At 69.2% G+C, this 21,691-nt stretch carries 17 protein-coding genes and 1 CRISPR repeat array; of the genes, 14 read left to right on the forward strand and 3 right to left on the reverse strand.

Annotated elements, in window-relative coordinates; all coding sequences use genetic code 11:
- Window positions 1-103 precede the first annotated feature (103 nt).
- Window positions 104-732: a CRISPR direct-repeat array (repeat unit 32 nt; unit sequence GTCGCCCTCCGTGCGGGGGCGTGGATTGAAAC).
- 472 nt (window positions 733-1,204) lie between these two features.
- From ACFPMG_RS04955 to ACFPMG_RS05020, 14 genes are all read left to right on the forward strand, one after another.
- Complete coding sequence (locus ACFPMG_RS04955) at window positions 1,205-2,230, forward strand: aldo/keto reductase (RefSeq protein ID WP_376994096.1); 1,026 nt, start codon at window positions 1,205-1,207, stop codon at window positions 2,228-2,230.
- Window positions 2,231-2,499: 269 nt separating this feature from the next.
- Window positions 2,500-4,146: an ABC transporter substrate-binding protein gene (locus ACFPMG_RS04960; protein ID WP_376994097.1), complete on the forward strand. Its 1,647-nt coding sequence runs from the start codon at window positions 2,500-2,502 to the stop codon at window positions 4,144-4,146.
- Between the two features lie 16 nt (window positions 4,147-4,162).
- Complete coding sequence (locus ACFPMG_RS04965; RefSeq protein ID WP_376994098.1) at window positions 4,163-7,816, forward strand: hybrid sensor histidine kinase/response regulator; 3,654 nt, start codon at window positions 4,163-4,165, stop codon at window positions 7,814-7,816.
- A gap of 16 nt (window positions 7,817-7,832) precedes the next feature.
- The gene (locus ACFPMG_RS04970; RefSeq protein WP_145682189.1) at window positions 7,833-8,252 is read left to right on the forward strand and encodes a response regulator; all 420 of its coding nucleotides are present in this window, start codon (window positions 7,833-7,835) and stop codon (window positions 8,250-8,252) included.
- Between the two features lie 172 nt (window positions 8,253-8,424).
- Entirely contained in the window at window positions 8,425-8,760 is a 336-nt protein-coding gene (locus ACFPMG_RS04975) for an antibiotic biosynthesis monooxygenase family protein (RefSeq protein WP_376994099.1), read from the forward strand.
- 26 nt (window positions 8,761-8,786) lie between these two features.
- Window positions 8,787-9,662 carry a sigma-70 family RNA polymerase sigma factor gene (locus ACFPMG_RS04980; protein ID WP_376994100.1) on the forward strand — a complete coding sequence of 292 codons (876 nt, stop codon included), beginning with the start codon at window positions 8,787-8,789 and terminating at the stop codon, window positions 9,660-9,662.
- Between the two features lie 229 nt (window positions 9,663-9,891).
- Window positions 9,892-11,028 (forward strand): PepSY-associated TM helix domain-containing protein, encoded by a 1,137-nt coding sequence (locus tag ACFPMG_RS04985; RefSeq protein ID WP_376994101.1) that lies wholly within the window; start codon window positions 9,892-9,894, stop codon window positions 11,026-11,028.
- Entirely contained in the window at window positions 11,021-11,479 is a 459-nt protein-coding gene (locus tag ACFPMG_RS04990) for a hypothetical protein (protein ID WP_376994102.1), read from the forward strand. Before ACFPMG_RS04985 ends, ACFPMG_RS04990 begins: the two co-directional genes overlap by 8 nt.
- Complete coding sequence (locus tag ACFPMG_RS04995; RefSeq protein WP_376994103.1) at window positions 11,476-11,793, forward strand: hypothetical protein; 318 nt, start codon at window positions 11,476-11,478, stop codon at window positions 11,791-11,793. The genes ACFPMG_RS04990 and ACFPMG_RS04995 overlap by 4 nt, the downstream gene beginning before the upstream one ends.
- Window positions 11,794-11,815: 22 nt before the next feature.
- The gene (locus ACFPMG_RS05000; RefSeq protein WP_376994104.1) at window positions 11,816-12,385 is read left to right on the forward strand and encodes a DUF6162 family protein; all 570 of its coding nucleotides are present in this window, start codon (window positions 11,816-11,818) and stop codon (window positions 12,383-12,385) included.
- Window positions 12,382-13,323, forward strand: coding sequence for a metal ABC transporter solute-binding protein, Zn/Mn family (locus ACFPMG_RS05005; protein WP_376994105.1), 942 nt, complete (start codon window positions 12,382-12,384; stop codon window positions 13,321-13,323). Before ACFPMG_RS05000 ends, ACFPMG_RS05005 begins: the two co-directional genes overlap by 4 nt.
- Complete coding sequence (locus ACFPMG_RS05010) at window positions 13,320-14,048, forward strand: metal ABC transporter ATP-binding protein (protein WP_376994106.1); 729 nt, start codon at window positions 13,320-13,322, stop codon at window positions 14,046-14,048. Before ACFPMG_RS05005 ends, ACFPMG_RS05010 begins: the two co-directional genes overlap by 4 nt.
- On the forward strand, window positions 14,045-14,935 hold the full coding sequence (locus tag ACFPMG_RS05015) for a metal ABC transporter permease (protein WP_376994107.1): 891 nt from the start codon (window positions 14,045-14,047) through the stop codon (window positions 14,933-14,935). Before ACFPMG_RS05010 ends, ACFPMG_RS05015 begins: the two co-directional genes overlap by 4 nt.
- Window positions 14,932-15,801, forward strand: coding sequence for a metal ABC transporter solute-binding protein, Zn/Mn family (locus tag ACFPMG_RS05020; RefSeq protein ID WP_376994108.1), 870 nt, complete (start codon window positions 14,932-14,934; stop codon window positions 15,799-15,801). The genes ACFPMG_RS05015 and ACFPMG_RS05020 overlap by 4 nt, the downstream gene beginning before the upstream one ends.
- 132 nt (window positions 15,802-15,933) lie before the next feature.
- Here the strand turns inward: ACFPMG_RS05020 and ACFPMG_RS05025 are convergent, their stop codons facing one another.
- Genes ACFPMG_RS05025 through ACFPMG_RS05035 form a run of 3 tightly spaced genes read right to left on the reverse strand, consistent with a single transcriptional unit; the run spans window position 15,934 to window position 21,610 of the window.
- The gene (locus ACFPMG_RS05025; protein WP_376994109.1) at window positions 15,934-17,883 is read right to left on the reverse strand and encodes a MacB family efflux pump subunit; all 1,950 of its coding nucleotides are present in this window, start codon (window positions 17,881-17,883) and stop codon (window positions 15,934-15,936) included.
- Window positions 17,880-19,100 carry an efflux RND transporter periplasmic adaptor subunit gene (locus ACFPMG_RS05030; protein ID WP_376994110.1) on the reverse strand — a complete coding sequence of 407 codons (1,221 nt, stop codon included), beginning with the start codon at window positions 19,098-19,100 and terminating at the stop codon, window positions 17,880-17,882. The genes ACFPMG_RS05025 and ACFPMG_RS05030 overlap by 4 nt, the downstream gene beginning before the upstream one ends.
- On the reverse strand, window positions 19,100-21,610 hold the full coding sequence (locus tag ACFPMG_RS05035) for a TonB-dependent siderophore receptor (protein WP_376994111.1): 2,511 nt from the start codon (window positions 21,608-21,610) through the stop codon (window positions 19,100-19,102). The genes ACFPMG_RS05030 and ACFPMG_RS05035 overlap by 1 nt, the downstream gene beginning before the upstream one ends.
- Between the last annotated feature and the right edge of the window lie 81 nt (window positions 21,611-21,691).

Raw genomic sequence — 21,691 nt, forward strand, 5'->3', positions numbered from 1 at the left:
AAGACGAATCCGGCCCCGGCGGTCACCGAGAACACGCTATGACGTTCGAGGGTCCAGTTCCTCGTGTCGTCCCCGGTCCAGTTCCTGAAGTCGTTTGACAACCGTCGCCCTCCGTGCGGGGGCGTGGATTGAAACATGAAACCCTTGGTCGCGCGGGCGTATGCGTCGTGTCGCCCTCCGTGCGGGGGCGTGGATTGAAACTGGTCGGCTGCGCTGCTGGATCGCTTCCGCCGCGTCGCCCTCCGTGCGGGGGCGTGGATTGAAACACGCGACAGCAGCCACAGGCGCGAGCCGATGCGGGTCGCCCTCCGTGCGGGGGCGTGGATTGAAACCGTAGCCCCGTCCGGTCCCTGCGCTCCACACTGCCGTCGCCCTCCGTGCGGGGGCGTGGATTGAAACCCTTGAGTTTGGGAACCGCTCCGATCTTAGCGGCGTCGCCCTCCGTGCGGGGGCGTGGATTGAAACAGCGCCGACACCTCCGCCAGCGTGGCGGCAGCATGTCGCCCTCCGTGCGGGGGCGTGGATTGAAACGACCGCCGATCTGCAAGAGCCGTTGGTCCCGGCTGTCGCCCTCCGTGCGGGGGCGTGGATTGAAACTGCCCATGCATGTTGCTCGCCGACGATTTCCAGTCGTCGCCCTCCGTGCGAGGGCGTGAATTGAAACCACCAGCATGCGGTGGATGAGGTCCTCGGCCAGCTCGTCGCCCTCCGTGCGAGGGCGTGGATTGAAACACCGTCGTTGCCCTTCCGGAACACGGCAACAGCACCATGATCGCCCTCGGTGCATGGACGTGGACTGAACTCAACCAAGTCTCGCTGATGCGCGTACCCTGCTCCCCTGAAACGCCACCACCCTGAATTGGAGTTCGTCGAGCAAGGGGACGGTCATGAAGAAGAATCGGAAGGGCTTCATGCCGGATGTGCGGCCGGAAGCGCAACGTCATCACTGACCGGATCGCCGGCCGCCGATGAGGGGCAGTGCGCCTGCGCCCTTCATCGGCGGTGCCCCCTCTCTTCGATGCTGGCTCCGGCCTGCCATGTGTGGTTCGCTCTCAAAGGAGTCTGATTTGCGCGAAACGATCGTCTCGCCGAAGGTGGGCTTCAGGCTCCATCATCGCGTCCGCAAGCCATTTCCATGGCAACTCGCGTCCCCCACAGCCAGGATGACGAGCCGGCCAAGACAGCACAACGGGAGGGTGCAAGGATGAACTATCGCAAGCTCGGTCGCAGTGGTGTGAAGGTGTCGCCGCTCTGCCTTGGTGCCATGATGTTCGGCGGCCCCACGGACGAGCCGACGGCTGTGCGCATCGTCGCGCATGCCGCAGAAGCGGGCATCAACTTCATCGACACCGCCGACGTCTACAACGAAGGCCGATCCGAGGAAATCGTCGGCCGAGCCGTGAGGAGCGACCGTGAGCGTTGGGTGGTGGCGACCAAGCTCGGCAATCCCACGGGGCCCGGTCCGAACCAGCGGGGCCTCTCGCGGCGCCGGCTGAACGTGGCGTGCGACGCGAGCCTTCGGCGCCTGGGCACGGAGTGGATCGACCTCTACTACTTGCACCGTGAGGACCCCGACACCCCGCTGGAGGAGACCGTTGCGGCATTGGGCGACCTGATCCGTAGCGGCAAGATCCGCGCGTTCGGCGTGTCGAATTTCCGGTCCTGGCGCATCGCCGAGATCTGCCGTCTGTGCGACCGTCTGGGCATTGACCGGCCGGTGGCCTGCCAGCCCTATTACAACGCGCTCAACCGCATGCCGGAGGTCGAGATCCTGCCCGCCTGCGGCCATTACGGCTTGGGCGTGGTCCCCTACAGCCCGCTCGCCCGCGGCGTGCTCACCGGCAAATATCGTCCCGGGGATGAGCCATCCGCCGACACCCGCGCCGGCCGCAAGGATCGGCGCATGATGAACACGGAATGGCGGCCGGAAAGTCTGGAGATCGCCCAGGAGATCAAGCGCCATGCGGAATCGCGCGGCATCACGCCGGGACAATTCGCTGTTGCGTGGGTCCTCAACAACCGCCTTGTGACCGCTCCGATCGCCGGGCCGCGCACGGAAGAGCAATGGCACGCTTACCTCGGCGCGCTGGATTACGCCTTCACCGCCGAGGACGAGGCGTTGATCGACCGGCTGGTCACGACCGGACATCCCTCGTCTCCAGGCTACAACGACCCTGCCTACCCCATCGAGGGTCGCCCCGTGCGAACCACCTCACCACCTGCATCGTAGGCTACGCTGCTGAACGGCCCATTCCCAACACCCCCTTTCCAGCAACGCGCCACGGAATGGGCTCCGTTGCAGAGGATCGCCACACGGTCTCTCCCGACGCGCTCCGCGTCGTTACAGAAAGTTTCGACGAGGAAGCATTGTTTCTTCGGAGAAACTTAAAGATTGTCTTATGAAAGATATCATCAATTGCAAGTAAGCGCTCCTTGGCCTTAATCTCCGCAAGCCAATTGGGGGCTCGGGCGGGTGAACGGTTGAAGGAGTGCGGGGCAGTGACGGCAGGTTTGTTGAAGAGCGGTTTGGCCCGGTCGGGCGGGGCATTCCTGATCGCGGCCCTGGTCGCGGCGACGGCTCTGGCGGGCGCCGGAGCGCTGCAGACGGCCGAGGCGGCATCGACGCTGGTTTTCTGTTCGGAGGGCAACCCGGACAATCTGGCCCCGGCGCTGGCCCGCACCAACACCAGCTTCGACGCGATCCTGCACGCCTACGACACGCTGGTGCGATTCGATGCGGAGTCGAAGAGCATCGTGCCCGCGCTGGCGGAATCCTGGACCATCTCGCCGGACGGCACCGTCTACACGTTCAAGCTGCGGCCCGGCGTGCGCTTCCACGACACGCCCGGCTACACGCCGACGCGCACGCTGAACTCCGCCGACGTGCTGTTCAGCTTCTTCCGGCAATGGCACAAGGACCACCCGTACCATTCGGTCGGAAACGGGGCCTACAACTACTTCAACGACCTCTCCATGGGGTCGATCCTGAAGTCGATCGAGGCGGTGGACGACCTGACGGTGCGCTTCACCCTGAACCGGCCGCAGGCGCCCTTCCTGGCCAACCTGTCGATGGTCTTCGCCGCCATCACCTCGGCGGAATACGCCGACACCATGGTCAAGCGCGGCACGCCGGAGCTGTTCGATCTGGAGCCGGTGGGGACCGGCGCCTTCCAGCTCCTTTCCTACCAGAAGGACAATCTGCTCCAGTACAAGGCGTTCGAGGGGCATTGGGCCGGGCGCCCGCCGCTGGACAATCTGGTCTTCGCCATCACCCCCAACGCCACGGTCCGGCTGAACCGGCTGCAGGCCGGCGAATGCCACGTCATGCCCTATCCCAACCTGACCGACCTGCCGAAGATCCGGAACAGCCCGTCGCTGACCCTGCTGCGGCAGGAGGGCTACAACGTCGCCTTCCTCACCTTCAACGTGGAACGGAAGCCGCTGGACGACGTGCGGGTGCGCCGGGCGATCAGCATGGCCATCGACAAGGAAACGCTGGTGGACGCGCTCTACGGCGACACCGGGCGCACGGCGAAGAATCCGTTGCCGCCGACGAGCTGGGGCTACAACGACGCGATCACCGACATCCCCTACGATCCCAAGGGGGCGAGCCAGCTCCTGGCCGAGGCCGGCTACGCCAACGGCTTCGAGATCGAGCTGTGGCACATGCCGGTGGCCCGGCCCTACATGCCCGCCGGCAAGCGGGCGGCGGAAATGATGGCCAACGATCTGGCCCAGGTCGGCGTCAAGGCCACCCTGGTGACCGACGACTGGTCGGTCTACATGAAGCGGCTGATGAACGGCGACCACCAGTTGGGCATGATCGGCTGGACCGGTGACAACAGCGACCCGGACAATTTCCTCTACACGCTGCTGAGCTGCGAGGGAGCCCGCAAGGGCGGCGGCAACATGGGCAAATGGTGCGACCGCTCCTTCGACGACGTCATCATCGAGGCCAAGCAGACCACCGACGTCGCCAAGCGCACCGCCCTCTACCATCGGGCGCAGGAGATCTTCAAGGATCAGGCGCCGTGGCTGCCGCTGGCCCATTCCATGGTGTTCATGGTGCTGCGCGAGGAGGTGACGGGCTATCGGATGAATCCCTTCGGCCTGCACCTGTTCCACCGCGTCGATCTCGCCCAGTGAGCGGCGGCGCGCGGTGATGACCCGCACCAACATCGCCCAGCGGATCGCCGCGGTCGGCGGCATGCCGGTGCTGGTGGCGGCGGCCATCGCCATCGTCGCGTGGTTCCTGCTGCAGCAGTCCGACCGCGCCAACGGTTCGGTGGTCACCGCCGGCACGATCTACCGCGAACTGCTGGGGGCGGAGGCGGCGCGCTCCGACTATCTGAACACCGCGGCCAGCCGGCGGGCGGCGCAGGCCGTCCGTTTCGACGCCCACACCGGCGAGGCGCGCCGCCAGATGGACGCTCTGGCCGACGCCACCGAGGACGATGCGCTGGAAAGCGCCGTCAGCGAGACGCGGCGGGTTCTGGACCGCTACGCCACGCAGATGGAGGAGCTGAAGGCGGTCACCGAGCGGAACGACGCCCTGATCGGCGCCATGGCCCAGCAGGCGGCCCGGCTGATCGACATCACCGATGCCGCCCGCCAGCGCCAGAACCTCGCCAACCTCGGCTATGCCGAGACGGTGGCCGACTCCGACCGCCGCCTGACCCTGCACCGCGACGTGCTGGACAACGCCCGCAGCATCTACGCCGCGCTGGCCGGGCTGTGGCGGCACGAGGCGGCCCGGCTGTCCAGGGAGCACGGTCAGGCTCAAGGTGGCGGCACCGCACCCGGCAATTCCGGCGCGCACGACACCGGCGTGCTGATGCTGCGCCTGAGCAACAGCGCGGACGCGCTCGAGGACGCGCTGGAGCGGGCCGCCGCGGCGGAAGGGCGCGGGAGCCGGGGGCAGAAGCGCATCGTCGCGGCGGTCGCGCAGGTGTCCAGCGCGTTGATGGACGGCGGCGACATCCGGGACAGCGCGCAGGAACTGGAAAAGCGCATCGACCAGATCCTGAACGTCTACGGCACGGCCTACGCCGCCACGCTGAACGAGGTCACCGAACTCACTGCCCACGCCGTGTCGGCCAACGAGACCGAACAGCAGGCGCAGGGCGTGACCATCGCCGTGCTGAAGCTGGCGCACGCCACCGCCGACGCGGTCAGCCGCCGGGACATCGGCGCGACCATCACGCTGATCGCGGACGGCGCGGCGGTGGAGGAGCAGATCGAGCGGATCGCGCTGCCCCCGCTGGTGCGCGGCGGCATGATGTCCGCCGTGGCCGGCTGGCGGGACAGCCTGGACAAGGTGCGCGAGGGGCTGAGCGTCCAGGACCTGATGATCGCCCAGATGGACGCGGACGCGAAGGAGATGGCGTCGGGCGCCAGCGCGCTGAACGATACGTTCCGCAGCAACGCCGAAACCATCGGGGCCTTCCTGCGGTCCGCCCTCGTGCTCGGGGCCACCGCCGGCCTGCTGTTGGCCATCGCCGGGGCCTTCTACGCCGCCCGCTCGATCACCCGTCCGTTGGACCGTCTGCAAAGGCAGATGGTCCATCTGGCCGGAAACCCGCTGACCGGCGCCATCGTGGACACCGGACGCCAGGACGAGGTCGGGGCCATGGCCCGCTCGGTGCAGCATTTCGTCACCGAGATCGCCCAGCGGGAAACCGCCCTGCACGAGGCCAAGAACCAGGCGGAGGAGGCGACGCGGGCGAAGTCCTCCTTCCTGGCCGTGATGAGCCACGAGATCCGCACGCCGATGAACGGCGTGACGGCGATGGCCGAGATGCTGGATCAGACCGACCTGACCGAGGAGCAGCACGGCATGCTTGGGGTCATCCGGTCGTCGGCCCAGGCGCTTCTCATCATCATCAACGACATCCTGGATTTCTCCAAGATCGAGGCGGGGAAGATGGAGATCGAATCCGTCCCCTTCTCCCCCCTGGAGGTGGTCGAGGAGTCCGCGGAGCTGGTGGCCGGGCGCATCGAGGAAAAGGGGCTTCAGCTGTCCGTCGACGTCGGGCCGGGCGTTCCCGACCGGCTGACCGGCGATCCGACGCGCGTGCGCCAGATCCTCATCAACCTGATGGGCAACGCCGTCAAATTCACCGAGAAGGGCAGCGTCGCCGTGACGGTCAGCGCCGAACCGCGGTCCGGTACGGAGGGCGCCGCGGATGGCGGGGTGATGCTGCGCTTCGCCGTGGCCGACAGCGGGATCGGCCTGACCGAGGAGCAGCGGGCCAAGCTGTTCCAGCCCTTCCAGCAGGCCGACAGCTCGACCTCCCGCCGCTTCGGCGGCACCGGGCTGGGTCTGACGATCTGCCACAAGCTGTGCACCATGATGGGGGGCGGCATCGCGGTGGACTCGGTGTTCGGCGAGGGCTCCACCTTCTGGTTCGAGCTGCCCTTCGCGGTGGCCGCCCCGACCGCCGACTGCCCGCAGCCCCGGACACCGGCGGCCCCGGCAGTGGCGGTGGACGACGCCCGCGTGGTGGCCGTCGGTTTCGACGGCGCCGGCCGCCAAGCGCTGCAGGGCATCCTGGCCGCCGCCGGCATCGCCCCGCTGGGCTGGTACGATCTGACCGACGGCCTCGGGGCGGTGACCGAAACCCAGGCCGGTCCGGGGCGGCTGGTGGTGCTGGTCAATGGCGGAGTACAATCCGAAGCCGCCATCGCCTGTTGCCGCGCCATCGTGCAGTCCCCCGCCTTCGCCGACGGTCCGGTCCCCGCGGTCATCCTGGCCGTGCCGCGTGCGCTGGCCTCCACCATGTCGGAAGCCGACCGCATCGGGCTGCTGTGCGCCGTCAATCTGCCGTTGCGGCGGCGGCGGGTCTGGCTGGCCATCGCGGCGGCGCTGGGCCGGGCCAGCCTGGAACGGCGGTCGGAACCGCGGGAGCACGACGCCGCCGGCTGGGAACCGCCGCCCATCGAATCCGCCATTGCGGCCGGGGCGCTTATCCTGGTGGCGGAGGACAACCCGATCAACCAGACGGTGATCCGACGCATGCTGAACAAGCGCGGCTACGCCATCGAAATGGCCGACAACGGCGCCCGTGCGCTGGAGATGCTGCAGCCGGGCCGCTATGGCCTGCTGCTGACCGACTTCCACATGCCGGAGATGGACGGATTCGGCCTGACCCACGCCATCCGCGCCCGCGAACGGGAGATTGCGGAGGCGTTGGGCGAGGGTGCCGTGACCCGGCTGCCCATCGTCGCCCTGACCGCCGATGCCCTGCCGGGCACGCAGCAGCGCTGCCTGGAGGCGGGGATGGACGGCTATCTGACCAAGCCCATCGAATCCCGGCTGCTGGCCGAAACGCTGGACCGCTTCCTGCCGCAGGCCCGCTCGCTGCGCCTGCCGGCCCGCCGGACGCCCGCCAAGCCGGAGCCGGCGGCCGTCGCCGAAGCGTCGCCCGCGCCGAGCTGGGCGGACGCCGACATCGATCCGCAAATCTTCGACCTCGGCCAGCTGAGCCAGAATTTCGGCCGCGACGACCCGGACGCCATGGTCTTCCTCGGCGATTTCCTGGGCATGGCGCCGGGGCTGATCCAGGCCGCCGTGACGGCGCTGGAGGCCGGAGCCACCGGCCCGGCCCGCGACGCGGTCCACACGCTGAAGGGGGCGGCCCTGTCGATCGGGGCGGCCCGGCTGGGCCGGCTGGCCGCCGACACCCAGGACCTGCTGGACGCCGGGGACGCGGAGACCGCCGCGCTCCTCGCCAGCATGCTGGACGCCACCCTGGACGAGCTGATCACCGCGACCGCCGCGATGCGGGCGTCGCACAGTCCCGCACCGACGTCTTGAACAAGGGCAGCCCACCATGGCGGTAGATTACTCGAAGCTGAGCATCCTGATCGTCGAGGACGACAACTTCACCCGCGGCCTGATCCGCAAGGTCCTGAAGGAGATCGGCGTGCGCTCCATCCTGGAATCCTCCAACGGCAAGGACGGGCTGATGGAGGTGGTGCGGACACGCCCGGACATCGTCTTCTGCGACATCCACATGGCGCCGATGAACGGCAAGCAGTTCCTGCAAGGCGTGCGGGGAATCAAGGTCAAGGACGTGGACAAGACCCCCGTGATCTTCCTGACCGGCGACGCCGACCTCAGCACCGTGCGCTTTGCCAAGGAGCACAACGTCAACGGCTATCTGGTGAAACCGATCAGCCTCGCCAAGCTGCGCGACAGCATCGACGCGGTGGTGTCCAGCAACGTCGGAATGGCGCAATGGCTGACCTGAAACCAGCCTGATCCCACCAGCGCAAACGTCCTGAAACGACCGGAGGAAACGTCGCTCTCAAGCCGCGAGCCGATAAGCGCCTCGCTTTTTCGCTTTTCTCGCCCCGCATGTCACAGTCCGGAGGGTGGGCGTTGTCATCCCCTTCGTGCCTACACCTTCAAGGGAGACAGCGATGGCCAAGAACACGGCGGTGATCGATCCTCAATCCTCATGTCTGACGCTGATAAACGTTTATGAGGTCGAGCCGGAGAAGCAGGCCGACCTGGCGAAGGTTCTGTCGGAGTCGACCGAAAACACCATTCGCCACCAGCCCGGCTTCCTATCGGTCTGCATCCACAGCAGCCTCGACGGAAAGAAGATCGTGAACTACGCCCAGTGGGCATCCAAGGAGCACTTCGAAGCCTTCATGAGGAGGCCCGAAACGCAGGAGCAACTCAAGAAATTTGCGGGGCTCGCGACATCGGTCATGCCGAGCCTCTATACGGTCAGCGCCGTTCACGCGGAATAACGAAGGAATGGCAAGGCTATAGGGCCATGAACGACATCCCCGCCGACCCGTCATTCTCTGAAATCCGCCCCCGCCTCGTCCGTCTCGCATACCGGATGCTCGGGTCGGTGGCGGATGCCGAGGACGTTGTTCAGGATGCCTATCTCCGCTGGCTGGCGACCGACCGTGAGACGGTCCGGCAGCCGGCGGCCTTGCTGCACACCATCGTCACGCGCCTCTGCCTGAACGAACTGAAATCGGCACGGCGCCGGCGCGAAACCTACATCGGACCGTGGCTGCCGGAGCCGATCGTCGACGCGGAGGAATTGGACGCCATCGACGACATCACGCTTCCCTTGATGATCGCGCTGGAGCGTCTGTCGCCGTTGGAGCGAGCGGCCTTTCTGCTCCACGACGTTTTCGGCGTGGGGTTTGATGACGTTGCCAACGCCATCGGCCGTGAAACCGCGGCCTGCCGCAAATTGGCCTGCCGGGCGCGTAACCATATTCAGGCGGCCCGCCCGCGCTTCACGGTGACGAAAGAACATGGCCAGGAAATCGCCGCTGCGTTCTTCACAGCGTCGCGTAATGGCGACATGGACCGGCTGCGCTTGCTTCTTGCCGATGATGTCAGCGCCAGCGCGGACGGCGGCGGGAGGGTGCCGGCCTCGCAGCGTCCACTGATCGGAATCAGGGACGTGATGGTGCGACACGCCCAGCTTGCGCAGGAGTTCAGACGGTCTCCGTCCCTCCTCATACGCTATGCCGTCATCGACAGGCTTCCCGGCTTCCTTTCCATCGAGGACGGCGGGATCGTGCAGACCACCGCCTTGCAAATCGAGCAGGGGAAGATCGTCGCGATCTACATCACCAGAAACCCGGACAAATTGCAGCACGTGAACGGGCACCGTCTCGGCAGCTGACCCGGCACGCAAAGAACCCGCATTTCTCGATTGTCCCACGCCGCAGCGGTCGCGATCTGCCACGCGACGCCGCATCTCCGCCTGAACGGTCCCCTGCGGGAGCGGATTTTTCCCGACGGCCGCTCAGCGCCGCAAACGAAAATGAGAATTCTTCGCAATTGACCGTGAGGCGATGGCCCGCCCCGTTCGTCTGGAGAGTCGGAGCGGTGGTTCCTGCGGAGAAAACGAGATGAGCGTTGGCAAGTCGCGCACGCGGCTGTGGTTCCTATGGCACTCCTGGCTGGCTATGCCCCTGTGGGCGTTCCTGTTCTTCGTCTGCCTGACCGGCACCATCGCCGTGGTCAGCACCGAGATCATGTGGCTGGTCAATCCCGCCATGCGGGCGTCGGGTGTTGGGGAGCCGCTGCCGGCCAGCGCGCTGATCGCCGCCGCGGAGACCGCGGCACCGGGCGGTCGGGTAAGCTCGCTGAGCTGGGGCGGCTCCCACATGGCGGTCAGCGCCCGAATGGCGATGCCCGACGGAACCTCCACCACCGCCTGGGTGAATCCGATCAGCGGGGCGGTGCAGGGGCTGTCCACCGGCAACTCGTTCCAGAGCTTCTTCCGAGCGCTGCACGGCTGGCTGATGACCTTCCCCGTGGGCTGGTACCTCGTGACCCTGCTGGCCATCCCGCTCGTCGGGTCGCTGGTCACCGGGCTGGTGGTCTACAAACGGTTCTGGAAATCCTTCTACCAGCCGCGCATCCGCTGGCGGCAGGCGCCGCGCGTGATGTGGGGCGACCTGCACCGCGTCGCCGGCACATGGTCGATCTGGTTCATCGCGGTCATCTCCGTCACCAGCCTGTGGTTCCTGATCTACATGATGCTGTTCCACCTCGGGATGGGGCTGGGTGGCGGGAAGGCGCCGGTCCTGCTGGCGCGCGACCAGATCCCGGTGACCGCGACCGCTCCGAGGCCGGACGTCGACGCCATCATGGCCAGCGCCAAGGCGGCCCTGCCGGACATGCGGCTGCGCTACCTGTGGCTGCCCGGCACCGCCTACGACCCGGCGACAGTGGCGGGGTCCAGCGGGCAGGTGCCGCTGCTGCCCGACTATGTCCGGGTGAACCCCTTTACCGCCGAGGTGATCCTCATCGAGGGCGGGATGGAAGCGGCCTCGGGCATCGAGCTGACCCGCACCATCATGCGCGCTCTGCACACCGGCGATTTCGGCGGTCTCCCAGTCAAGCTGGTGTGGTTCGCCTTCGGCCTGCTGATGACCACGCTGGTCTTCAGCGGCATGCTGATCTGGATGAAGCGGACCGCCCGCGCCACGGTCGAGGCGGTGCGGGGGCTGCGCTTGGCGGAGGGATCGTCCAATGCGTAAGCTCTGGCGGCGCGGCAAGTTCCATCTCAGCGCCCTGATGATGCTGGTGCCGCTGCCCTTCCTCCCCGACTATTTCAGCCCGAAGCCGATCTTCGTGCCGCCCGAGATCCGGCGGGACGTCGCCATCGGCCCCTTTCCGGTCACGCTGGCGACCTACGACGAGGCGCCCCGCCGCATGCCGACGGGGGAGCGGCTGAAGGAGTACCGCATCCACATCCGCCCCGCCGACATCGACCATGTGCGCGGCGTCTTCCTGCGCGTCGGCAAGCCGCGCAGCCTGCGAACCGCGGGCGCGCTCGCCTTCGGCAACCCCTATGAGCGGGAGGCCGACGTGACCGTTCCGGACGAGCTGGCCGGCACCGAGGAGCTGTGGGTGACGGTGGAAGACTGGGGCGGCGGGGTGCATCAGGCCTCCCTGCCCCTGAACGAGATTTTCGGAGGAAAGCGATGACGACGCCGCGCGTTCTCACCCTGGCGGCGCTGTTCGCCCTGTGCGCCGCCGGCACGGCACAGGCCCATTACCCGATCTGCGAATGCCGGATGGTCGAGGGCGACACGGTGCAGTGCACCGGCGGCTTCTCCGATGGCTCGAAGGCGCCCGGCGTCGTGCTGGACGTCATCGCCTACGACGAGCAGGTGCTGGTCAAGGGCAAGCTGGGGCCGGATTCCACCCTCTCCTTCCAGCGCCCCGCGCAGGATTTTTACGTGCTGTTCGACGCCGGGCCCGGCCACACGGTCGAGATCGAGCACACGGCGATCAAGTAGCGCCCTCAGCGAAGCCGGAACCATGCATCACCAGATCGTTCGCCGCGCCGGGGCCGAGCGCGAGACCCTGTGGGTCCTGCTGGCCGCGGGCGCCATTCTCGCGTCCGCCACCCTGGCGGTCGGGCTGCGCGCCGCTCCGGACGCGGAAGCCCCGCTGGCCGCCCACCTCATCGACTCCCGGACCGGCCTGACCGCCGCCGAACAGGGCCTCTACGCGGACCTGAAAGCGGCGGGCGAGGAAATCGCCGCCTTGCGGGAGGCGGAGGGCCGGGCGCCGACGCCGGAGGAGCTGGCCGCCGAGGCCCTGCCGCCCTTCGCCGCCGACCCCAGCGCCGCGGCCCGCGGCGGGCACGCCTGGACCCTCGCCGGGACCGGCGACGGGATCGCCGCCTATGCCGGGATCGCCTATGCCGGCGTTTCCGCCGCGCCGGAACTGGCCGGGTCCCTGGTCCTGCGGTTGGACGGCCATGGCGCCGACATCTGGCTGAAGCGCGCCGCCGAAGCCCCGCCCGCCCCGCCGGAGGACGCGGCCCTAACCGCCGCCGGCTGGAAGCGGATCGTCTCCACCTTCACCGCCGGGGTGACCCGATGAGCCTCCTTTCCAACCGCCGGCCGAACCGCCGCCTGATCCTGGCCGGAGCCCTGGGCGCCGCGACCGCCGCGGCCATGCCTGCACGCCCCTTTGCGGCTCCCGCCGGGCGCCGCCGCTTCGGGGTCACCCTGCACCCCTACTATTCCTACGTCGCCAACATCGTCGGCGACGCGGCCGAGGTGGTGCCGATCATCCCGGCCGGCTTCAACCCGCACGCCTACGAACCGCGCCCGGAGGACATCCAGCGCATCGGCGGGCTGGACGCCATCGTCCTGAACGGCATCGGGCACGACGATTTCGCCGGGCGGATGATCGCCGCCTCGGCAAAGCCGTCGCTGCCGGTGGTCGAATCCAACGCCGACGTGCCGCTGCTGCCCGCCGCGGGAACGGCGGCGCGGGCGGCGGGAAAGGTGGTCAACCCGCACAGCTTCCTGTCGATCACCAATTCGGTCCTCCAGGTCGCGACCATCGCGCGCGAGCTGGGGCGGTTCGACCCGGACAACGCCGCCGCCTACGCCGCCAACGCCCGCGCCTATTCCCGCCGCCTGCGCCAGCTGCGGGCCGACGCGCTGGCGAAGCTGGCGACGGCGGGCACCACCAGCCTGCGCGTCGCAACCATCCACGGCGCCTACGACTACCTGCTGCGGGAGTTCGGGCTGGAGGTCTCCGCCGTCGTGGAGCCCGCCCACGGCATCGAGCCCAGCCCGGCCCAGCTCGCCGAGACCATCGCGACGATGCGCAAGCTGGACGTGCAGGTGATCTTCTCGGAGCTGAACTTCCCCAGCGCCTATGTCGAGACGATCCGGCGCGAGACCGGCATCCGGCTCTACGCCTTTTCCCACATCTCGCACGGCGACTACGCGCCCGACCTGTTCGAGCGCGAGATGGCCCGCAACCTCGACACGCTGGTGCTGGCGATGGCCGAGGCGGCGCCGTGACGGGACCCGCCATCCTGTTCGACGCGGTGGACCTGACGCTGGGCCGCACGGTGATCCTCGACGGCGTGTCCCTGCGCGTCGCGGCGGGCACCGTCCACGCGCTGGTCGGCCCCAATGGCGGCGGCAAGTCGTCGCTGATCCGCGCCCTGCTCGGTCAGGCGCCGCACCGCGGGACCATCCGGCTCGACTGGCCGGGCGACGGGCCGGGCACCGTCGCCTACGTGCCGCAATCGGTGGAATTCGACCGCGGCCTGCCGCTGACGGTGAAGGATTTCCTGGCCGTGCTGTGCCAGCGCCGCCCCGCCTTCCTCGGGCCGGACCCGCGCATGAATTACGGCGCGGCGCTGGAACGCGTCGGCATGGCCGGCAAGGCCCGCCGCCGCTTCGGCGCCCTGTCGGGGGGCGAGCGGCAGCGCGTCCTGCTCGCCCAGGCGCTGATCCCGGCGCCCGACCTGATCGTTCTGGACGAGCCGATGACCGCGCTCGACGAGGCCGGGATCGCCATCTTCGAAACGCTGCTGGCCGAGCTGTCCGCCGCCGGAACCACCGTCCTGTGGGTGGAGCACGATCTGGCCCAGGTGCGCCGGCTGGCGACGCGGGTGACCGGCCTGAACCGGCGCGTCCTGTTCGACGGCGCCCCGCTGGAGATGCTGTCGCCGGAACGGGTGTTCGACCTGTTCTCGGCCGTCCCGCGCGGCCACGCGGCCGAGAGGATCGCGTCATGAGCTTCGAGGCGTTGCGCGCCCTGGTCCAGGACTGGGCCGGGGCCGGGCTGCTGCCCGCCGGCCTGACCCACGGCTTCCTCGTCAACGCGCTGCTGTCCGGGCTGGTCATCGGTCCTGTGCTCGGCGGGCTCGGCACGCTGGTGGTGACCAAGCGGCTGGCCTTCTTCTCCGAGGCGGTCGGCCACGCCGCGCTGACCGGTGTGGCCATCGGCATCCTGGTGGGGGAGCCCTACACCGGTCCCTACGCCAGCCTGTTCGGCTACTGCCTGCTGTTCGCGCTGCTGGTGAACTACACGCGCAACCGCAGCAACCTGACCGCCGACACGCTGATCGGCGTCTTCCTGTCGGTGTCGCTGGCGCTGGGCGCCAGCCTGCTGCTGATCCTGGCGAGCCGGGTCAACATCCACATCCTGGAGAATGTGCTGTTCGGCTCGGTCCTGACGGTGGACGACCGCGACCTGACCGTGCTGCTGGTGGTGGCCCTCGGGGTGACCGCGCTGATGCTGCCGCTGTTCAACCGGCTGCTGCTGGCCAGCTTCAACCCGGCGCTGGCGCGGGTGCGCGGCGTGCCGGTGAGGGGGCTGGACTATCTGTTCATCGTGCTGGTGACCGTGGTCACCGTCGCGTCGGTGAAGATCATCGGCGCCATCCTGGTGGGGGCGCTGCTGGTCATTCCCGCCGCCGCGGCGCGGGTCGTCGCCTCGTCGCTGCGCGGCTTCTTCCTGCTGTCGGTCGCCTTCGCCAGCGTGGCGGCGGTGGCCGGGATCCTGCTGCCCGTGCAACTTGCCCTGCCGGTGCCGTCGGGCGGCGCCATCATCCTGGCGGCGGGGCTGCTGTTCCTGGGCGCGCTGCTGGCGCGCCTGTTCATGAAGGGGGAAGAGGGATGAAGCGCGTCACGCTCGCGGCGCTCCTGCTGCTGTCCACGGTGGCGGGCGCTTCCGCCGAGACGGTGCTGGCCGGGCACCCGGTCACCGCCGGGCTGGCCCAGGCGCTGACGAAGGGCACGCCGGTGGTGGTGGAGGTGGTGGTTCCGCCGGCCATCCCCATGGGGCGTCAGCACGCCTTCCTGAGCGGGCGCGGGGAAGCAAAGCTGGCGGAGGCCGCCCGCAAGGCCGACGCGGTGCTGACCCTGCGCTCCGCCTGGGTCGAGGACCCGCTCTATCCGCTGGCGCGGCGCGCCAACATCCGCCTCGTCGAGATCGACGCCGCCCGGCCGGTGGACGGTGCCTTGCCGGGGATCGCGGTCAACGGCGGTGCGGCCTTCCCCTGGCTGGGCATCGCCAACGCCGGGCGGATGGCCGACATCCTCGCCGCCGACCTGCGGCGCCTCTTTCCCGCTTCCAAGGACGCCATCGACGCGAATCTCGCCGCGCTGAAGCGCGGGCTGCTGACGGTGTCGTCCCGGTCGGCCCAGGCCTTCGCCGCTCTGCCGGACCCGGCGGCGGCGGCGCTGTCCGACCGCTTCGCGACGCTGGCCGCCGACCTCGGGCTCGATCTGCGCCGGGTCTGGACCCGCGACGACCGCGACTGGACGCCGGAGCGTCTGGCCGAGCTGACCGCCACCCTGAAGGCTGAGGCGATTCCGGTGGTGCTGCACCACCGTCCGCCGGCGCCGGAGATCGCCCGGGCGGTGGCGGACGGCGGCGCCCGGCTGATCGTGCTGGACAGTCTGGAGAGCGGTCCGCCGGCGGCGATGGACACGGCGCTGGGGCATATGGCGGAGCGGGTGGAGGCGGGGCTGCTCCCTCCCTGAAGCTCATTGCCCCCTCCCCAACCCTCCCCCGCTGGCGCAGGGGAGGGGACAAAACTCCCTCCCTTGCGAAGCGGGGGAGGGCCGGGGTGGGGGCAACACCCCGACACCTTTACACCCTTAAAAACCTCCCGATCACTCGCTCGCCAGCGCCGCCACCGGGTCGAGGCGCGCGGCGCGGCGGGCGGGGATCAGGCCGAAGACCATGCCGGTGAGCACGGCGGAGGCCACCGCCCCGGCGATCGCCGTCGCGGTGAAGACCACCGGCATCGCCAGAAGCCCGATCACCGCGCCGCCGGCCAGTCCAAGCGCCACACCGACCAACCCGCCCAGTCCAGCCACCAGCGCCGCCTCCATCAGGAACTGCCGCTCGATGTCGGCGGCGCGGGCGCCGACGGCCATGCGGATGCCGATCTCGCGGGTCCGCTCGGTCACGCTGACCAGCATGATGTTCATGACCCCGATGCCGCCGACCAGCAGCGTGATGACCGCGGCGCAGCCGAGCAGCAGCGTCATGGTGTCCTGGGTCTCCGCCGCCGCCTGGATGCGCGCGGTCCCGTCGTGGATCTGGAAATCTTCCTGGCCGTGACGCTCGGAGAGCAGAGCCTTGATGGCGTCGCGGGTCTGCGCGATCCGCCCCACGTCGTGCACCGAGACGAGGATCATCTCCAGGTCCGGCTTGCCGATCAGCCGTTGCACGCCGGTGGACAGCGGCACGAACACCCAGTCGTCGGTGCTCTGGTTGCCGGTCAGGTCGCCCTTCTGCGCCATCACGCCGGTGACCAGGAAGGGAATGTTGTTCACCAGCACATGCTTGCCCAGCGGCGATTCCCCGCGCGGGAACAGCCGTTCGGCGACGCGGTGGCCGAGAACCGCCACCGCCGCTCCGGACCGCTCGTCGGCGCGGGTGAAGAAGGCCCCTCGGGCGACCGGCCAGCGGTGGGTCAGCGGCAGCGACGCCGAGGTCGCCAGCCCTTCGGTCCGGTGGTCGATGTTGCCGTGGCGGACCATCACCGGCGTGTCGAGGAAGGGCATCACGCTCTCGACGTTGGGCAGTTCCAGGATGGCCTCGCCGTCCGCCTCGGTCAGCGGCGTGGCCGGCAGGCGGGGATCGCCGCTGCCCGCCACGACATAGACCAAGTTCACCCCCAGCGCGCCAACCCGCGCCATCACCGCCTGCTTGGCGCCCTCGCCGATGGCGAGCAGCGCGATCACGGACGCCACGCCGATGACGATGCCGAGCAGCGTCAGCGCCGTGCGGAAGCCGTTGGCACCCAGCGACCGCAATGCCGCCGACAGGGCTTCCCCCGCGTCGGTCCACAGGGAGGCGCCGGCGGCCACGCGCTCCGCCGGGTTGGAGGAGGTGCCCGCCGGTGACGGGGCCGGGCGACCGCTGTCGGCGACGATTCGGCCATCGCGCATTTCGATCACCCGGCCGGCGGCCTCCGCCACCTTGCGGTCGTGGGTGATGAGGATCACCGTGCGCCCGGCGGCGGACAGCTCACGCAGCAGCGCCACCACCTCCGCCCCGCTGGCGCTGTCCAGCGCCCCGGTCGGCTCGTCGGCCAGGATCACCGGGGCGTCGTTCATCAGCGCCCGCGCGATCGACACGCGCTGTTGCTGGCCGCCCGAAAGCTGGTTGGGGCGGTGATGGCGCCGCTCCTCCAGCCCCAGGCGGCCCAGCAACTCCACGGCGCGGCCTTCGCGCAGCGCGGCGGGCAGGCCCGCGTAGCGGCCCGGCATCTCGACATTCTCCTGCGCCGTCGTGCCGGGGATCAGATGGTAGTGCTGGAAGACGAAGCCGAAGCCGTCCAGCCGCAGCGCCGCCCGCTCGTCGCCTTCCAGCGCCGTCACCTCGCGCCCGTCGACGCGGTAGCGTCCGGAGGTCGGGCGGTCGAGCCCGCCGAGGATGTTCATCAGCGTCGATTTGCCGGAGCCGGAGCTGCCGACGATGGCGACGAACTCCCCCGCCTCGACGGTCAGGGAGACGCCGCGCAGCACCTCGACCGCCAGGCCGCCACCGCCAGGGCCGCCGCTGATGTAGGTCTTGCGGATGTCCTCCAGGACGAGAAGCGGGCCGCTCACAGCCGGAACCCGATCTTGGGCGGGCGGCCGTCGTCGGTTTTCCAGCCCACCACGACCCGCTCGCCTTCGGCCAGCCCCTCCAGGATCTGGGCGTTGAAGCGGTCGCACACCCCGACGCGGACCTCGCGCGTCTCGATGGCGCCCCCAGAGCCAATCAGGGAGACGTTGTGCCGTCCCGCCACCTCGTCGGCCGAGGTCAGGGCGGCGACCGGCACGGTGACGGCGTCCTTGGCCGCGGCGGCCACGAAGAAGACCTGGGCGGTCATGTCCGGGCGCAGCTCCCCCCGGTCGTTGGCGATTTCGAACAGTGCGGTGTAGAGCACGACGCTGTTGGCCGCCCCGCCGCCGCCGGATGGGGACGAGCCGCCACTTCCTGATGCGGGCGGCTTCGGCGGGGCGGGCAAAATCTCCTGCAGGCGCGCGGTCCAGCGCCGTCCGGGATGGCCGAGCGTCGTGAAGTAGAGCGGCATACCGCCCGTCAGCCGCGTCACGTCGGCTTCCGACACCTGGGTCCACACGGTCATCGCCGACAGGTCGGCGATCCGCATCAGAACCGGCGCCTCGTAGGCGGAGTTGATGGTCTGGCCCTGGCGGGCATCAACCGAAATCAGCGTGCCGCTCATCGGCGCGTAGATGCGGGTGTAGCCGAGCTGCGCCTCGTCGGCCTGGAGGGTCGAATCCGTCTGGCGGATCTGCGCCTGGGTGGCCTCGACCTGGGCGGCGGCGATGCGCGCCTCCATCCGGGCCTGGTCGAAGGCCTCGCCGCGCCCCGACCCGCTGCGCCGCAGCGCCGCCTGACGGGCGAGCTGGGCCTCGGCGAAGTCGGCGCGCGCCCGCTGCTCGGCCAGAAGGGCGGTCAGGCGGGCGCGCTCGGCGCGCCCGGCCTCGACCTTGGCCTGTTGCAGGGCGGGGTCGATCTCGGCCAGCAGATCGCCCTCGCGGACCATCTGCCCGACCGTCACATGCAGCCGCGTCAACTGGCCGGACACCTGGGCGCCGACATCGACGTAGGCGCGCGGCTGGATCTTGCCGAGCGCCGTCACCGTGTCCTCGACCGTGCCGCGGCCGACCACCGCCACCTCCGCCGAGGCGGCGGGATCGCCGGGGCGCAGCAGGGCGGCGGAGGCCAGCCCGCCGAGCACCAGCGCGGCGGCGGCGAGGCCGCGGCGCACACCGCGCCGGGAACCGGAAGCCGCCGCCGACCGCCGCGCCGTCATCACCACGTCGCCCGCAGGGACAGCAGGACGTTGCGCGGCTCGCCGTAGTAGCCGTAGTTCTGGACGCTGCTCAGGTACTTCTTGTCGAACAGGTTGTTGAGGTTCAGCGTGGCCGACACCTTGTCGGTGATCTGATAGCGGGTCATCAGATCGACCACCGCGTAGCCGTCGCGGTCGTAGCGCCGGGCGCCGGTGCCGCTGTAGACCTCGCCCTCCCACTTGAGGTTGCCGCCCACCGTCACGCGGTCCCAGGCGCCCGGCAGGCGGTAGGTGGTGAACAGCTTGAAGGTGTCGCGCGGCACATAGGTCATCATCCGCTGGCCGTCGGCGTTCTTGATCGAGGTGTGGCTGTAGCCGCCGCCGACCTGCCAGCCGGTCATCACCTCGCCGGCGACTTCCAGCTCGAAGCCCTTGCTTTCCGCACCCTTCACCGCCCGGTAGGCCTGCGTGCCGTCCGGAGCGAAGCGGCCGGGATCGGCCTCGCCCAGATTGTCCTGCTGGATCAGGAACACCGCGGCGCTGGCGTTCAAGGCGCCGCCGAAGAACTCGGCCTTCACGCCGGCCTCGTAGGCGTTGCCGTCCAGCGGATCGAGGGACTGGCCGCTGACGTCCTTGTAGTTCTGCGGCTTGAAGATGCTGGTGTAGCTGGCATAGACCGACCAGATGTCGGTCAGGTCGAGCACGACGCCGGCGTAGGGCGTGAGCACCCCGTTCTCCGACCGCTTGCTGTAGCTTCCCGCCCCCGCGTTCGGGCTGCTCTTCTCGATCTGCTGCCACCGGCTGATGCGGCTGCCGAGGATGACCGACAGCGCGTCGGTCGGGCGCAGGCGGGTGGCAGCGTAGGCGGCCACCTGCCGCTCGTCGGTCTGCGACCGGCCGGTCGGGTTGAGCGTCGGCTGGGCGATGCTGCCGTTCCAGGTGAAGTAGTTGGGGATCGAGGGATCGTAGCCGGGAGTGGTCCAGAGCGGGTAGTCGAGCCCCTCGCGCTTGGCGTAGTAGCCGCTGATGCCGGCCATCAGGTCATGCCGCCGCCCGAACAGGTCGAAGCCGCCGTTCAGGTCCGCGCTGACCGAGGTTTGCTCCAGGTCGGAGTTCCAGCGGCCCTGCCAGATGCCCATGCCGGTGCCGTCCCGGTTCAGGCTGCCGCGCGTGCCGAAGCCGAGCAGACTGTCATATTCGCGGTTGTTGCGCTCCACGTTCAGCGTCGCCGTCCAGCCGTCACCGAAGCGGTGCTTCAGCTCGCTGAAGACGGTCAGGTTGTCGTGCATGTGGTACCCCCACCGGGCGCCGCTGTTGTAGGAGCGGGAGAAGTTCGTCTTCGTCCCGTCGCTGTAGAACAGCGGGAAACCGGAGTTGGAGGCGTCGTCGGAGCGGTGCTTCTGGTATTCGACGCCGACCGTCCAGGTGGTGTCCTCGGTGACGTCGGCCTCCAGGATGCCGTAGAGCACCTTCTTACGCGCGTGCAGGCGGTCGATGAAGCTGTCGTTGTCCTGATAGGCGCCGACGACGCGTCCGCGCAGGCGGCCGTTCTCGGTCAGCGGACCCGACAGGTCGGCCTCGCCGCGGTAGCGGTTCCAGGAGCCGATCTGGCCCTCGGCGTAGGCCTGGAGGGTCGGGGTCGGGCGTTTGCGGACCAGATTGACCGAGGCCGACGGCTCGCCGACGCCGTTCAGCAGGCCGGTCGCGCCGCGCACCACCTCGATCCGGTCGAACACCGCCGTGTCCGAGATGGAATCGTCGAACCCGTACACGGTCGAGCGCGGGATGCCGTTCACCTGATAATTCGTCACCGGAAAGCCGCGGGCGAAGACATCGTCTCCGTCGCTGCCCAGCGGGGCGCGCTGCATCCGCGACACGCCGACCGTCTGGTCGAGCACGTCGCGGATCTCGTTCAGCCCCTGGTCGTCCATGCGCTGGCGGGTCATCACGCTGACCGACTGCGGCGTCTCGCGCGGCGTCAGAGTCAGCTTGGTGGCGCTGTCGGTCGATCCGGTGGTGTAGGAGCCGGTGCCCTCGCTGCGGCCCGGATCGCGGGAAATCCCACCCTGGACGGTCACCGGGTCGAGCACCGCCGCATTCCCCGCCTGGGCCGGCAGCTTCTCCAGCGTCACCGTGTCGGCATCGACGAAGCGCGCAATCAGGCCGGTGCCGGAAAGCAGGCGGATCAGCGCGTCCTGAGGCGCCAGCGTTCCCGTCACCCCCGGGGACGAGACGCCCTGCGCGATGTCGGAGGGGTAGAGGACCTGGAAGCCGGTAGCCTGCCCGTAGGCGGCGAGCACGCCCGGCAGCGGGCCGGCGGCAATGGCGAAGCTGACGGTCCGGCCCTGCTGGGCCACCTGCGCGGGCGCTTCCCCGGTCGTCATCGGCGCCGCCATGGCGCCGTGCAGCGCGGTCGATGCCAGCAGCATGCCCAACAAAGCCGGAGCCCAACCGGTCCGCACCTCGTTCCCCCACACCTTGTTCCCGCGCGCCGTCTGCCCCCGCAGCAGGCGCCCCCCAACATTGATCATCACCGAGACCCCGTCATTTTGCGAATGAGTTGCATTTTCGCGTATGCAAGTCACGACGTTGTCCGGTGGAAACCACCTCAC

Origin of the sequence: Azospirillum himalayense (assembly GCF_042657465.1) — a bacterium.
GTDB classification, from domain to species: Bacteria; Pseudomonadota; Alphaproteobacteria; order Azospirillales; family Azospirillaceae; genus Azospirillum; species Azospirillum himalayense.